The 16,284-nt window shown below is 35.4% G+C and carries 10 protein-coding genes and 2 pseudogenes; 4 read left to right on the top strand and 8 right to left on the bottom strand.

Going from position 1 to position 16,284, the window contains the following annotated elements; translation table 11 throughout:
- Window positions 1–294: 294 nt before the first annotated feature.
- Window positions 295–351 (bottom strand): annotated as a pseudogene (locus tag ACQKMD_RS06245) (hypothetical protein); the annotation flags it as partial.
- A 35-nt stretch (window positions 352–386) separates the two neighbouring features.
- On the bottom strand, window positions 387–1,241 hold the full coding sequence (locus ACQKMD_RS06240) for a glycerate kinase (RefSeq protein ID WP_427750384.1): 855 nt from the start codon (window positions 1,239–1,241) through the stop codon (window positions 387–389).
- Window positions 1,242–1,369: 128 nt separating this feature from the next.
- Here ACQKMD_RS06240 and ACQKMD_RS06235 point away from each other — a divergent pair, with 128 nt between their 5' ends.
- Entirely contained in the window at window positions 1,370–2,452 is a 1,083-nt protein-coding gene (locus tag ACQKMD_RS06235; RefSeq protein ID WP_427750382.1) for a CdaR family transcriptional regulator, read from the top strand.
- Between the two features lie 36 nt (window positions 2,453–2,488).
- On the opposite strand, the gene ACQKMD_RS06230 is transcribed toward ACQKMD_RS06235, so the two are convergent.
- Complete coding sequence (locus tag ACQKMD_RS06230) at window positions 2,489–4,003, bottom strand: coproporphyrinogen III oxidase (RefSeq protein ID WP_427750380.1); 1,515 nt, start codon at window positions 4,001–4,003, stop codon at window positions 2,489–2,491.
- Between the two features lie 137 nt (window positions 4,004–4,140).
- On the opposite strand from ACQKMD_RS06230, the gene ACQKMD_RS06225 reads away from it, so the two are divergent.
- The 3 genes and pseudogenes from ACQKMD_RS06225 to ACQKMD_RS06215 all read left to right on the top strand — a co-directional run.
- Window positions 4,141–4,473, top strand: coding sequence for a protoglobin domain-containing protein (locus ACQKMD_RS06225; protein ID WP_427750379.1), 333 nt, complete (start codon window positions 4,141–4,143; stop codon window positions 4,471–4,473).
- Between the two features lie 25 nt (window positions 4,474–4,498).
- Window positions 4,499–4,828, top strand: a complete 330-nt coding sequence (locus ACQKMD_RS06220) for a protoglobin domain-containing protein (RefSeq protein WP_427750377.1) — start codon at window positions 4,499–4,501, stop codon at window positions 4,826–4,828.
- 127 nt (window positions 4,829–4,955) lie between these two features.
- A pseudogene (locus ACQKMD_RS06215) lies at window positions 4,956–5,309 on the top strand (methyl-accepting chemotaxis protein); the annotation flags it as partial.
- 345 nt (window positions 5,310–5,654) lie between these two features.
- Here ACQKMD_RS06215 and ACQKMD_RS06210 read toward each other — a convergent pair.
- From ACQKMD_RS06210 to ACQKMD_RS06190, 5 genes are all read right to left on the bottom strand, one after another.
- Window positions 5,655–10,199, bottom strand: a complete 4,545-nt coding sequence (locus ACQKMD_RS06210) for an endonuclease (protein WP_427750375.1) — start codon at window positions 10,197–10,199, stop codon at window positions 5,655–5,657.
- Between the two features lie 96 nt (window positions 10,200–10,295).
- Window positions 10,296–12,113, bottom strand: coding sequence for a bifunctional metallophosphatase/5'-nucleotidase (locus ACQKMD_RS06205; RefSeq protein WP_427750449.1), 1,818 nt, complete (start codon window positions 12,111–12,113; stop codon window positions 10,296–10,298).
- An 840-nt stretch (window positions 12,114–12,953) separates the two neighbouring features.
- Window positions 12,954–14,066, bottom strand: a complete 1,113-nt coding sequence (locus ACQKMD_RS06200) for a hypothetical protein (RefSeq protein WP_427750373.1) — start codon at window positions 14,064–14,066, stop codon at window positions 12,954–12,956.
- Between the two features lie 646 nt (window positions 14,067–14,712).
- Complete coding sequence (locus tag ACQKMD_RS06195) at window positions 14,713–15,057, bottom strand: YlbF family regulator (protein WP_427750371.1); 345 nt, start codon at window positions 15,055–15,057, stop codon at window positions 14,713–14,715.
- Window positions 15,058–15,082: 25 nt separating this feature from the next.
- Complete coding sequence (locus ACQKMD_RS06190; RefSeq protein WP_427750447.1) at window positions 15,083–16,222, bottom strand: DUF445 domain-containing protein; 1,140 nt, start codon at window positions 16,220–16,222, stop codon at window positions 15,083–15,085.
- Window positions 16,223–16,284: the final 62 nt, after the last annotated feature.

The raw sequence follows: 16,284 nt of genomic DNA, 5'->3' as shown, positions 1-16,284 counted from the left end.
TTAAACTTCTTCATAAAAATAGAAAAAGCCCTTAAGCATTATATTTGCCGTTTGCTTAAGAGCTTTTATAAATTTTTATTTTATTTCACAGCTACACATCTATTTCCACACCGATTTTTTGTTTTTTGGCCTTTTTATATACACCTTTTGCAACGGCCAAATCGTAGATCGTAGTAAGCAGCGCCAACTGATTTGGAAATTGTTATCTCATAATTATTCTCTCTGCCTTTTTTATCATGTGTAACGAGTTTACCAAGTTCACCATGAAATTCATCAAAAGACCATACACCATTTTCAGCTGCATGCTTGCATTTTTTTTGCTACATTTGCGATACCAATTGGCGCTTTTCCCGAAAGTGTTTGAGAATCCGATTTTCCCTCCCCAGTTAAACTTGTATTTGACTATGAAAATTAATTGCTGTCATAACGACCTCAATCCCTGGTTTTAATTGTACAGGGAAAAACGCTAAAAATGCTCCACCTATACCACCAGCAGCGCCCGCGCCTGGTTCATTATGTAATGCAACACCTGTCATAGCTTCGATCTTATCTGCTAAAATTGTTAAATTATAGTCAATTTGTTGCACCATTTCTGGCATTACCCCTTTTTGCAAACCAAAAACCTCCGTCGCTCCATTAGCCCCAACGAATGGATTATTAACATCACATGCGATAACAAACTCAGATACTTTAATACGTTCATCGAAAGACGAATCGTCAATTTTATAAAGCGTACTTAGTGCGCCTGCACCAAGTTTTAACTCCTGTCCGTCAGTATTTAAAAACTTCATACCAAGTGCATTTAGCATACCTGTGCCACCATCGTTCGTAGCACTTCCCCCAGTGCCAATGACGAATTTACGGAAACCAGCATCTAATGCATGACGGATTAACTCCCCAGTTCCATAAGTGGAAGTGATAAGTGGATTTCTCTCGTCATTCGCCAAGAGCGTTAAACCAGACGCTTTTGCCATTTCAATAACACAAGTTTCTCCATCCCCTAAAATGCCGTATTCAGCTTCAACAAGTCGACCTATTGGATTTTGTACTTTTACAGTAATAATTTGACCATTTGTAGCTTCCACTATTGGTTCTAGTGTTCCTTCGCCTCCATCTGCTACAGGTAGTAGTACCGTTTCAATGTCTGAATTTATTTCATGAATAGCAGCTGCCATTGCATTTGCCGCTTCACTAGCTGTAAGCGAACCCTTAAAAGAATCAGGACTGACTACGATTCTCACCTCAACACCTCCAATAATTATAATATTTACTATAATTATAGTGATAAACCCAATACTTTACATTATACTTAACGTATATATTCCATGTATTATAACAACTAGTTTTTATACATCTCGGAGGAAAAATTATGATATCAAAACAGTTAGCAAACCAAATAGTAGAACAGACCATGCTACGTTTACACCGTAATATAAACGTTGTGCATACAAATGGGAGAATTTTGGCTTCAGGGGATCGCTTACGTGTAGAAAGTATTCATGGCGGGGCGCGAATTGTTGTAGAAACAGAAAAGGTGCTCATTATTACGGAGGAAAACAACCATCTTTTCAAAAATGCAAAGCCTGGTATTAACTTGCCCATCTTCTTTCAAAATGAGCTTGTAGGTGTAATTGGCATTACAGGAAATCCAGATGATATTGCAGAATGGGCACCGCTCGTTCAGTTAACAACTGAAATGATGGTACACCAAGCACTTATAGCCTCGCAAAGCGAATTGAAGCGTAAAATGCGTGAAACTATTTTCGAAGATTTGATGAATCAGCAACCATTGCAAAAAGTAAAAGAACGATTATCTAAAATCGGCTTCTTTCATGCACCACCTTTTTATGCGATTACATTGGATGTCGATGCAACATTAATGGCTTACCAATCTTTTGTCGAACATATGGAAGACTTTTTTATTCATGAATCTGTCATCTTTGGTAGATATCAATTAAACGAGCATTTTATTTTAGTATCAGGTATGGATGTTAAAGCGATTATAGATAAACTAACGCTGCTGTTAACTCAAGTGAGAAAATATTTTACCGTCAGAATCGGTATCGGTCAGCCCGTTCAAACATTAGAAAAAGCAGCTCATTCATATGAAACGGCGAAAAACGCAATTGAATATGGTGATAAGACAAAAACCATTAACTTTTTTGAAGAAGTAGAAGTTTTTTCCTTACTAAAAAAAAGCGATTCCCCGGAAGCTTTGCTCTTTACAAACCGTACGTTAAAAGATTTAAATAATAAACTTATACATACGTTGGTTGTATATTTTTTAAATAATCAACAGCTCGCAAACTGTTCAGAAGAACTCGGTATTCATCGACATACACTAACTTATCGCTTAAATCAAATCCATGAATTGACCGGTTATAATCCTACGATATTCCAAGATGCAATCATTCTTCAAATCGCCATTTGGTTAAAAAATAAAGAAAAATAGGTGAACATCTCTTGATTAGAGATGCTCACCTATTTTTTATATTAATTCTGGTTCTTCTTTATAAAGTTCATCAAGAATTTCAATCTTTTTATCAATAGCATCTGTAAAAGTCATAATATAAGCCGCAGGATCTTTAGGATTATGGAATTGCGTAATCTTGCCAGTTTCAGCGTTTACAAATTTACTTGAAGCACCACAACCAAGTCCAATAATTGTTTGAACTTCTTCCATAATAACGATGTTATAAATACTCTCTTCGCCTCTTTTAGAATATCCGACGTTTTCAAGATTCCCTAAAATGTTCTTTTGACGATATAGATAATATGGGTCGTAGTTGTTGTCAGCAGTCCATTCATGTGCACGATGCATCATTTTCTCTGCTGTTTCACGGTCCGCGACTTTATACTTTTGTTTATTATGAGTCATTTCTGAAGCACGTTTAAATGATAATGTATGAACCGTTAATGACTCTGGTTGCATTTTTTCTGTTTCAGCTAATGAGCGCTCAAATTCCTCGAGTCCTTCGTTTGGTAAACCGATGATTAAATCCATATTAATATTATTCATTCCCATATTACGAGAAAGCCAGAACTTATCAATAGTCTCTTGGACTGTGTGATGACGTCCAATTGCTTTTAACGTTTCATCTGTATAGGATTGTGGATTAACACTAATGCGATCAATACCCCATTTTTTTAAGACTTCTAATTTTGATGGAGTAATTGTATCTGGGCGCCCAGCCTCCACAGTCACTTCACGAATCGATTCAGCATGTGGGAATGATTCATACATCGTCTGATATAATGCATCCATTTCATCTGCTTCTATAGATGTTGGTGTACCCCCACCCCAATAAATCGATGTAATTTTCATATCACGGTCCTTCAACCATTTACCCATCTCACGAATTTCAATATGTAGTCCATCCAAGAATGATTCTACTCGGCCATTTTTTCGGTGAATAGCATATGCTGGGAATGTACAATAGGCACATTTTGTTGGACAAAATGGAATTCCAATATAAATACTCACTTCTTCACCAATTGTATCTAAGTCCGGAATAGTCCTGAGCTGGCGATCTACAATTTTTTTCATAAGAGTAATTTTTTCATCCGATAATCTAAATTCTTCTTTTAACTTATTATGAATTTCTAGGTCCGTTAATCCACTTTTTCTAAATTTATGATACAACTTTGTAGGACGAATCCCCGTTAAGATACCCCACTTTTGGTGGATACCCGTAAGTTGTTCAAGTGTATCTAGGAGTACATGAGATAAGGCTCTCTTCAATCGGATATTTTGTTCCTTTTCATCGCCTTCCTTAGTGTACTCTTGTACAAATTCACTCGTATATTTTTGACCTTCTGAATGTAGTTCGGCAGTTGTTATTACTTTATAGTTAGCATCTACACGCCAATCAAAATACACATTTAAATCTGTGTCTTTACCCGTTTTCGAAACTTTCGAATCCTCAAAAAACAAATTCGTAATATGATTGAAGACTCTAATCCAATCTTGAGGGAAGTCACCATTAATTCCAAGAACTTTCATATCATTTATTCACTTCTTTCGTTTTTACTTTCATATAAAATGGTAAAATTTTATACTATTCTTACTATAATGTTAAAGGAGTGAGTATATTGCCTCTACTCTCAAAGAAGTCAAAACACATAAATCCATCTCTATAAATGTTAGTTTTTCAAGAACTTAAAAACATTGTTATTTCTAATTCGCTCAACCGATCCATTTATACACAGATGGACATGATCCAACTAACAAAAAATGACTTAGCTACTTTACGCATCATGAAACCTATTCTAGTCAAAAACATTGAATCCATTGTAGCAAAGTTTTATGAAAATCTCGAAAAAGAAAATTCATTAGGAGAAATTATTAACAAAAACAGCTCTATAAATAGTTTAAGAACCGCGTTAAAAAGTCATATTACAGAAATGTTCGATGGACACATTGATGAAGGTTTTATGAAGAAACGTTACAAAAATCGCTTTTATCCATGCTAAGGTTGGGCTGGAACCTAAATGGTATATGAGTGCTTTCCAAGATTTACTCAATGGCTTTTTCTCAATTGTACAACAAACCCACTTTGATCATGGGGAACAACTTAAAATTATTAATACTATAGGTAAAATTATTAATTTTGAACAGCAAATTGTATTAGAAGCGTATGAAAAGCAACATCAAGAAGCGCTCACTAAAGAAAATAAACGGAAGTCTGAAATCATGGAAGTTATCTATTCAAACTCCGTTTCCCTTAGTGCAGTTACATCAGAAACATCAAAGGATATTGTTGAAATGACAAAGGTTCTTAACTTTTCAGAAAAACTTTCTGGCAATAATACAGAGTTGACTGATTAAGTTGCTGACGATGCTTCTCAGGAACAACTTAGCTTAAAAACGACTGAAAGAAATAGTGAAACTCTACAAAATAAAATGATAGAAATCTCAAAGAATGTAGATGACTATTTCTCAATTGATTGCAGAAATTTCCAATCAAACAAACTTGCTAGCTCTTAATGCTTCAATTGAAGCAGCACGTGGTGAACATGGAAAAGGCTTTGCAGTAGTAGCAATCGAAGTGCGTAAGTTAGCTGAAAGCACTAAATCTTCTTTAGAAGAGGTTGAGCAAATTTTAACTGAAACGAATAGAAAAACGAATACCATTTCAATGACATCACAAGAATTGCAGCTTATTGTCAATGATTCTTACACTCAAGTGTTAATTTCAGAGAAGTCATTTAAGAAAATCGTTGAACAGATGCATCAGCTAAAAAACAGCAATAACGAACTATTTATTGGTGTGAGTGATATTAATAAAAACTTAAATTCTATTCAATAGAATTCTGAACTTATCCATAATGCAACTGAAAATCTTACCGCTATGTAACAAGAAACCTCGCACTGACAATTGCCAGTGCGAGGTTTTAATTATATATATTAGTTTTGTTTCCCCTTTATATAATACATCTAAAACTTCATTCGCAGAACCCTTCGCTCGCTTAACCTTTGACTTGCAATTTATGCTTTTAATGCAAGCAATAGCGTGAGTTAAAAGATGCAAATTGAAGAAAAATGATTTCTGAACAATGGAGAAATCAACTTCCTCGAATTAATGTATTATTAATGTCTATAACAAAGGATACATAAATGTCTATACACCGCTTATTTGACTGAGCAGTAGTACTTAAGAAACTAAGTTGACTGCGCTTATTTTGCTGTTGCTTTGCGTTCCCCAAATGAGATTTACCCATTCAGGATGATCGATGAATGGATTACGATTGCCTTGCCACTCTTGAATGACATTATTTCTGTTTATTTCAAATTCATCGACTGGATCTTGTAAATGCCATTGTAATAATACTGAAAGCTTACCGTGATATGGGGCAGTTCCATTATTCAATTTTTCATTCAACTCAAGATCTACTTTATCACCTTTTTCATAACGTGTTGCCATATAGAAGAGAATTCTTGCGACATCACCTTTTACGTTATTAGGTGGTTCGAATGAATTAGAAGTCTTAAAACAACCATTACACCCTGCAACTGGGCTACCACCGTTATCAAAATCCAAATTGCCGCGGCTACTGTTCACTTGAACATCGGTAGGACGTAAATGGTGGATATCTGTACCTGGACCTTTGGTAGTACCAAAGTTTCCATGTGATTTTGCCCAAGTATGTTCTCGGTTCCAGTCACCTACATTTCCTCCGTTACGCGTTTTAGAACGTGATTCTCCAGAATAAAACAAAATCACATTATTTGAGTTATTTGGGTCTTCATCTGTTTCACGCAATGCTTCCCATGCTTGGTCATAAGATAGTTGTTTATGATCATCTATAATGTCATGTAATGCTGTTTTTAAAGCTTGACCTGTTTTTCCAAATGCGTCTTTATAGTAGTCGCCAGCTGGAACGTCGGCTGCCTTAACGGTTACAGAGAAGCTAGTCGTCACTTCCTTTTTACCATCAGAAGCCGTAACACCGATAATATAGCTTCCTTCTTCAAGTGAAAGTGTTAGGGTAGCAGTCGCTTGGTTAACATTTCCTTTTGTAGCTGTAAATGTTAATTTTTCGCCATCTGGATCAGAGAAGTGGTTTGTAAGTAATATGGAAACCGTTTCCCCAGTCTTTATTGTTTTGTTTGGAATTGCACTCGACACGACTGGTGCTTTATTTTCTGATGGGAAAGAAGGAACCTCAATGGGTTCCCCTTTCGTATTCGAAAATTTAATTTGTTTTGCGTTGGCACCGTTAGTAAACTCAATGCTTTGAATATTTTCAGCACCTCTTATTTCCTTAACATTTGATCCGTCAATAATGATTTCCTTCATTTTAGTACCTTTTAAGTCGATAATCGCGCCTTCTTTGATAGGATTAATCTTGACTTTTGTCGTTTCAAATCCAGTACCATACAGTTCTGCATAATTACTTTTTAATAAGACACCTTCTGTGATGATAGATTTACCATCTAAATGTACTGCAATACTTGGTTTCGTAATAGTTAATTTCGTTGTTTTAAAATTCACCAAATCATACATTTTTTCTGGTTTCAATGGTTCAACTTCTGTATCTTCATCGAAATCGACTTGTACCAAGACAGGGTCATGATCACTTGCCCGACCAGCCATATCTGTAAAATCAGCATTAATGTGAAGGATATCAATTGCTGTTTTGTTCGCTAAGTTATTAGAAACTAGAATATGGTCTAGCACTTGAGAATTCCCTTGATAAAGATATGTGTAACGATCGGATTCTTCTACTTTATTAATCATATTGGTCATATGCTTACCTTCATGAATTTTAAGAGATTCAGTAAATTGGTAATCATTGAAATCCCCAAGAGAAATAATATTTTCTTTTGGATTTTTTGCCTTAATATCATTTATAAAATTTGAAACAATTTGCGCAATTTTTTTGCGTTGTATTTCACTCTTATAGACAGGTGGTTGCTTAGAACCAAATAATGGTGTATCACCTGATTTAGAGTTCCAATGATTTGCAATGACTACAACATTCTTACCTTGGAAACTAAATTGTGCTGCTAATGGTTTGCGACTACTATTAAATGCCTCATTTGTTGGATCAATTCGTCCTGGATTCAGCGTAAGCTTACCATTTTCATAGCCCACTGCAGTCGTTGCATCACCTGGTTGCATACCTTCCGTTAATGTTACACGATTTGGATTGTATAAGAAGCCCACACGAATATTTGCATTCGGTGCTCCACCATCTTGATTGTTTACTGGGTCAATGTTCACATATTTGTATTCCACACCACTTGCTGCTTTAATAGCTGTAATCAATCTTGCAAAACTTTGGTCTGCCTTGCTATCCCCTGTACTTTCACCATTATTATCTTGTACTTCTGTCACACCAACGATATCAGGGCTTTGCATGTCAATACCAATTGCTCTTGCTAATTTACTAGCTTTGCTATCAGAAGTTGATGTCTTATTATTAGAGAAGTTTTCTAAGTTATATGAAGCAACCGTTAACTTATCATCTGCTTTGACAATCGTTGTTTTTTCAGGTGTTGCAGTTCCTTTTTTATGAGCTGCTTTCATCTCATCTAATGAAGTATAAATTTTGAAATTTTGATATGAATAACCTACTACCCCTGTAATTGGGCCATTAAATCGATCTCCTGTTGCTACTTCAAAATCACGAGCAGGTCCATTTGGTTCTAAACGGAATTGGATACGATTTGGATTTTGGTTATTTTCTTCAAATAAAACACCGCCATGAAGTGAATTCGTTGATGCACTTTCTAGAACAGTTACTAAATCTCCGTTATCTTGTGGCGCTACAGCTCTCACGTTTCCGACTTGTACACGCATACCTTCAATGCTTTCCCAGAAATCAATTGCATCTACTGTTGGATTAAAAACGGATAAATGATCACTATCGATTTTCTCTAATGACATTTTTTCTTCATCAATAATGATTGGTGCTGGCAATTTAACACCACTTTTAATGACAGTAACCTTTCCACCTTGATCATCACGAATATTGATTTGAGTTGTTTTCAAGTCTGTATCTTGACGATCACTATATCCATCGTATGCGTATTCACTTACTTTACCAGTGACAGATACTAAATCGCCCACTTTGATTGGCCAAGCTTTGTTACCGCTATAAAGCAAAATAGCTTCAGACGTATTTGGATTGTTATCTGCCAAATCATCTGGCGTTTGGATCGTATAATAATTTGCAGTGCCTAGCTTAAATGAATAGGTTACAACACCCTCGATACCCTCCACAGTTTGATTATCAAATGGAGTAACATGTTTATCTCCTTGTATATCATGAATTTCAAATTGATCTGCTATTGTATAATTGAAGGTTGATACTTCACTCAATTTACCATCTTGAGCTTTAACTATTGCCTTGAGTGTTGTAGTTTTAGTAATTTGGATTGGCTTTTCATATTTAGTACTAGCAATAGTTGGCTCAGTACCATCTAGCGTGTAATATATCTCTGCATTTGCACTAGTTGTAGATAACGTGACAGCTGTATCTTTAACATATGTCCCACTCCCTGGAGTAGCCACAGCAGGAGCTAATGTTGTGCTATCAGAAACAATGTCTGTTGTAGAACGCGGGACGATTTGATAGTCATTATCGAATTGTTGAACAATCCCCGTAATAGACTCATATCTCGTATTAACTGTTAAACCTAGAGCATTCGTTTCATCCCGTATGATGAATTCTGCTCCATCATTCCCAGTAAAGTTTGCCCAGCTACCCCCATCTTGTACAGCCGAAAGTGTAACGTTTTTCACTGTCACAAGTTGTGATTCGTTTTCTTCCTTAACATCAGCACCTGTAATTACTTTTGGCTGAGGTTCACCTACATTTTCCTTTTTTTCTACAATGATCGCCCCATCTAATTGAAGCAATCCACGATAGTCTACTAATTTACCTGTTAATGTAACTTCATCTCCAACCACGGCATTTAAACTTACCGGGCGAACTGCAATACCACCAGTCCCATCTTGAACTGAAATAGTATTCTTTAACTTTGCAGCAACTATACCTTTAACCTTTACAGTTTCACCCACTGCTTTAGCATGTGCATCAGCAATTGAAATAACTGTATTGTCCTCTGGATTTCCTGGCTCTCCTGGCTCTCCTGGAGTATCATCCATTGTATGAGCTCCTAAATAATCAGTTGTATCATTTGGATAAGTTACCCATTCTACATCTTTATTAAAGACATCATTGATAATCTTGTCACCAGTCGTCACGGAGCTCTTTCGGACAAGCGTCATGTTCTCTCCAAATTTAATTTGTTGACCAACTTGTCCGATCGAATCAACGACTTCACTAGATTTTTTTAAAACAATAGGGTCATCACCATTAAAATTAATGACAGAAGAGTTTTCAAGGTTCCCTTTACTCTTAATGGTCGCATTTGCATCTTTATGATATACAACATACGTGTCGTTATTTTCCAACGTTCCTTCCAATGCCACTTTTTGAGCTGCTGTTGCTGCTCCATTCGTATGAAGTTCTAACGTATAATTATTTAAATTGACTGAAGCACCAGTGCCATTGTAAATTTCAATTGCCTTGTTAAAACTACTTCCTTCAATATACTCAGAAATAATTAAATCTGTCTCAGTCGTTGCAGCTTTTGTAGGTGTTGACAGCGAAGGCAATATGAAACTTGTCACTAAGCTTGCCGACAACAAAACATTAAATGCCTTTTTCCAGTTCCCTTTACTCATAGAGTCAGTCTCCTTCTACACTTATAGAGTTTATTTGTAGCGTTAATATTAAATGGGGAAGCCAACCGTTCACTCGCTGAAGGCTCCGTTAAAAAATCAAAAGATTGTTTCACCAGTTACTTCGATATTCTCAAAACTGTTATTACTATCCCCTTCAACTGCCGTTAAATCTAAATTACCATGAACTTTTATATTAGAAATAGTAATTTCTTTAGATATAGTACCTTTGACAATTAAGTTACCTTTAATAACTGCATTGGACAAAAAAGTAACATCTGTTATATCAACGGTCACATTCCCGTTGTAAACTTTTGGAGATTCAGTTGTACCAGAGAATTCTGCACCCGGAATTTCAATATCTAGATTTCCACCCTTTTGCACGTCTACAATACGTCCATCTAGTGTAGGTTCGATTTTTCCAAGAGATTTTAAATGATCAGCTAAATTTCCCCAATCTGACAATCCTAAGTCTGTTACACGACCTTCTTCATAGGCCTTTTTAAAGACATCATAACCATCTCCACCTTTTGCAGTGAAGGCGTTAGTTGCTACCGTATAATTCTCTTTGTCTTTTATATCCACGTAAGTTCTATTTGTATCTTTGTACTTGATCGATACAACCCGTTTGCCCGCTGGTTCTAATGAATCAAATTCAACTTTTGCACCAGACACATGAAGGAAGCCTCCGTTTTCTTTTGGGAATTCCTTAAAGCTTATTTCAAATGCTTGCTTTAATTCAGCTCCTGTAAGAGTCATTGTTGCTAATGTGTTGCCAAATGGTAGTACTGTGATGACTTCTCCAACAGTGATTTCACCTGCATTAATGCCTGATCTAATACCTCCACCATTTTGTAGTGCCATAATGACTTTATCGTTGTAAGTTTTTGCTTTTGCTAACATACCATCTGTAATGATGTTACCAAGTGCTGTTTCACTGTTACGTACACTTGTACCATCATTTCCTGGATCTGTTGTTCTAGGATTAATCAATTCACTTATTGCATTTGCTCCGATTGGTTTACTAGATACTTCTTTAATCTGATCAGAGTATCTTTTTAATATGTCAGCTGCTTTTGGATCATCTACCAGACCACTAAGTTTAATCAGTTCACCATTTGCCTTAGTAACTTTACCTTTCACATCAAACTCAACATCTACGTTGCCTAAAAAATCACTATATTGATAAGCTTGAACAATGATTGTTGGATCTTTTGCTTTGTTATTACTATCTTTATTTATAATAACTGGTTTATCAAGCTGTGTATGGCTATGCCCACCAACAATTACGTCTATACCTTCAACAGCTGCGGCTAATGTTAAATCATTATCGATTGCGGCATTGTCATCATACCCAATATGTGTTAGGGCAATAATTTTATTAACCCCTTGTCCTTCAAACGCTTTAACTGCTTTTTCAGCCTTTTTAATATAATTTTCAAAAACTATACTACCAGGGCTTGAAATATCCTTCGTTTCTTCAGTTGTTAAACCAAAGATCCCTACCTTTTCGCCATTGATTTCTTTAATGATTCCATTATAAATTTTACCTTTTTCAGGTTTACTCGAAATTAAATCTGTAAATAAGCCTGTAAAACGCTTATCTGCAGAAAAGTCTACATTGGCACTAATAAATGGGAACTTTGCGCCTTTGATGAAGTCAGCTAAAGCTTGATGCCCTTCAGAACTTGATCCTAAGTCGAACTCATGATTGCCAAAGGTCATTGCATCGTAGCCTAATAAATTCATGAATTCCAAATCTGCTTTTCCTTGGAATTCATTGAAATATAACGTTCCACTAAAAACATCACCTGCATCCAGTAATAATGAATTTGGCTTTTTAGCTCTAACATTTTTGATGGCAGTAGTTCTTTTCGCAATATTATCTAAATGTGCATGTGTGTCGTTCGTATGCATTAATGACAAAGTAAAGTTTTCTTCGCTATTCCCGTCTTATACCACATCTCGTGGCTTTCGGTTCGGGCCTACACCGTACAGGCGACTTTCATCGCATACGGCGTGCTATCAGTAGAATGATTATCTTTTTACTTATTTCCTTACCTCGTCTAAATACTTATATTAACTGAATATTATGAATTCTCACTAGAGAGATAAGCAATTTAGAAAATACTCTACTGACTGGGTTCCTTCGCTCCAACTGGTTTTATCCTTTTCGTATGTTACCATACAAATCCAAACGGCCAGCAATCATCACTACTACGAACCCGCTGCCGTTCTTCTTGCTTCTTTGGTGCTGATTCACCTCTTCAAGAAGAACTTCAAACGTTCCGTTAAATCCACCCCTTATTTTGACAGCCTTAGGTCTCCACTATTCAGGTGTGAGAATGGTTAGTTTAACAGTCAATTCTACTAACCCCCATTACACCATTACATCTATAAGGATGAATGTTGAACTCCTAGCGATTCGCAACATTCACTACCTCACCCTGCCTACATGGATTCGTCTACCTAACCATAGCTGTCTTTTAAAGAACCCCGCCTCGTTTTTCGAGTACGACTTCACCTGACTTAACCCCTTCCGCTGATCAGCGCATCACTGGGTCCAGGAGGATTAGGCACTTGCTTTAAAAGACTGTTGAGCAAGAGTAGGAATTACACCTACCAATTGGAAAATAACAGTTAGAAACATTCATTATGAAGATTCTTTATCTTATAAAACATTCTATTCATGAATGATTATTTCCACTTATTTCACTAGATATTTCTCTAGCTTATAAAGTAACGTTTCGTTTAATTTTATTGAGGAGTTACTACTACAGTTTGTAAAGTTGCTGTTACGACATTTCCTATCGCTTTATCATTTTTAGGTGTCACTTGTACAGAGATTACTTTGCCTACTTGGTCTGTTGTCAGTTTAAATGTCGATGTAGTTGCGCCAGTAATTGCTTTTCCATCCTCATACCACTGGAATGTTGTACCCTTTTCTACATCTTTTTCTACATCTATATAAGTATAAGTAACTTCTAACGTTACACCTACTTTTGCAGCTCCTACAATCTTGACATTTGATGCGGTTGGGGCATGATCACTTGTTCCGCCATTATTACCTGACGATGATCCATTACCTGGTGAACTTTCAACACCATTCTCAACTTGTATTGTTTTTCCGTCCGGAGTTGTAATAGTGCCCGACGCTAAGCTAGAGCCGCTGTACCATTTACCTCCATATTGTACGATGCCTACATTTAACGCTGTACCGCTATATAGTTTGCTTTCAAATAGTGTTAAACCTTGATTTAATGCCGTGCCATTATATAGTTTACCTTCAAATAATATTAGACCTTGATTTAATGCTACACCACTGTATAGTTTGTCTCTATATAGCGTTAGACCTTTGTTTAAAACTGCACCGTCATATAATTTATTTTTGAATAAATACTTTCCAGTGTTTAAAACACCGTTAACGTATAAATTCCCTGTATTTTTACTTAGTCCGGTTAAAACTTTACCATTTTCATACCATTTACCTTTATACCAATTACCCATTGCGAGCTTTCCATTAATATATAATTTGCTAGTATTTTTACCGAACCCAGTTAATACTTTACCTTTTTCGTACCATTTTCCTTTATACCACCCAGTCGATTTAAAACCTTTTTTGTAATAAATCCCTGATTTTAATCCTGTTAGTAACTTTCCATCTTTGTAAACCTTACCTTTGTAAGTTTTAGTACCTTTTACTATTTTACTAGTTGATTTTGAAACTAGCTTCCCTTTGGTAACTTTATAGCTAGAAGACCCTGCTGCCTCCACGGTATTTATCGGAGCTATGATGGCGCTTGTTAATAAAGTTGCCCCTAACACTAATGATGTTAACGGTTTTACAAATTTATAACTGTAATTCCTCACTATCTCACACCTCTCTATACTTTTTGGTTGCACCTTACCTAATAGAAAATCTATTAAGTATAATTTCGATTATATGGTATGCTTCGCATAGATTCTAGACCACTTTGGTAACATTTACATATTTTACAACACTCATCCAATAGGGATAATAAATTCACAAATTATGTATAATATCTTAATATTTAAGGACTCTCATTCTATTAATTGATTAATAAATCAAGCTATATAAATTCATACAGTTTCACCTGATAACTTAGACCTATTATATTTGAAATTATATATATTTTTTGAACACTATCCATATGTAAATGAATCAATTTAAAACCAAATTATTTATGTATATTCCTTGTTTCGTCTATAAAGGAAAACCTTGATTATTAATGTTTCTGTATTGTTGGGAGTTTATATTTTGAGCTGAAAATTTAATATGTAAATGCATTGTAATTGGATGCGTACAAAGAATGTTTGCATATTATGATGAATTCAAGCTAATTTCGTCGTGATAGATTGAAATTGTTAGTTCAATTAAATTTACTAAAAAATAAAAAGGAGGTACTACATAAATTGTAGTATCTCCTCTTCAAGTTCCTTTATTATTTTGCTTGGCTTAATCTATTTGTGTATATCTCACAAATTATATTCGTGATTAGATTTCTGCGTAAAGTTCTTGAACTGGTTTAATCAGAATGCGATTTACTTCTTCAATTAAACCACTTAACGCCATTTCAGCTTGAAGCATTTTTTCTATTTTTCCATTTTGTTGAGCAAGTTGCGCAGTTTTTCCAGCGTATGTTAACTCATCTTCTTGGATTTGCTCACCTTTTGCTTGTTTTTCTTGTAGACTTAATTGAACTTTACGGAAGTTTTGGAACAAAGCCAACGCCTCTGAATCATTTTTCACTTCCGCAACAGCAGCTTTTAATGCGTCAAATTCTGCTGTTTGACGGAATGTTGCTTCTAATTTGTTAATGTCATTATAAATATTAATCATTTTAATACCCTACTTTCAATTTTAATTAAATCAATGTCACAATAATACCTTGAACAACCCCAATGATACCACCAAGAACAAAACCTAAAACAGTAATCATTTTAAATTCTCGTTTTGAAATACCTAATACTAAATCCTCGAGTACTTCAACAGGGAATGTATCCACTTGTTCCCGTACCACTTCTTCTAAATTTAATCGTTTTAAAACATCTTCTAATTTTGCTTCTGCTTGTACAAAAGCATTATCAATTACCTGGGGTACAACATTTTGTTGCATCCATTCAGCTCCATTTGCCCAATAATGTACAATTGGCTGGTCTAGACGATTTTCAATTCGTAATTCACTCTTCACATAACTTTGAATCGCATTTGTCGTAGAATTGAAATCTAAATCACCAACGAGCTGAGTAATTGTTTGATCTTGTAACTTAACCCACTCATTCGTTAACATATTCGAAACGAGCACAAATGTGCCATCTGCATTAAGAAATTTTTTAATTTCCTTTTGAGCTTTGTTAACTATTGATGATGAATCGCCTAAGAACATTTGAATCATACCACCAAGCGTTCCCTTTGTATCAAGAAAATCGTCAATTAATCGTTTGACTGTCTGATAGCCTTCTTCTGATTCAAAATAAACATCGCCTTTATTTAAAATATAACGTGCGATATCCGGAATTTTTGTATTCGCCTTCTCTTGCCATCTTTCGGGTAAAAGCTCGCGTACCGTTTTAGTAGATAGCACATTTTGTACTTTATCTACTTGCTCAATGATTAAAGCATCAACTTTATCTTCAATCGCTAAGTGGATATTTTCAACACCCGCTTGCTTAAGCCAATCATTGATTGTTTTATCATCTGTAAATAAAGTTGTTTCTATTTTTTCATTTAACCATTGTTCAATTTTCAAACGAATATCATTTGAAAAGAACTTTTTGCGAAATGTTTCAGGGGTGAGTAAATAATTTACTACTGTTTTCCCTAATTGTTTTGCTAAATCATCTCGGCGTTTCGGAATTAAGCCTGGTGTAAAAGGAACACGCCAAGAACCAATATAAATTGCTTTATGTGGCCTAAAGAGCATTTTAATCGCTAAATGATTCGTAAAACCACCAATGACTGCTCCAATTACTGCCATGAATAGTATTGTTACGAACACACTCATATACTTCACCCATTTCTTCAAAAACTCTCCTACATTATAACAGACAGTCCAGTAGGTGAGAA

Source organism: Viridibacillus sp. NPDC096237 (assembly GCF_050278625.1).
Lineage (GTDB): Bacteria > Bacillota > Bacilli > Bacillales_A > Planococcaceae > Viridibacillus.
Note: the sequence above shows the minus strand (reverse complement) of the source record. Positions and strands in the feature narration are given on the sequence as shown.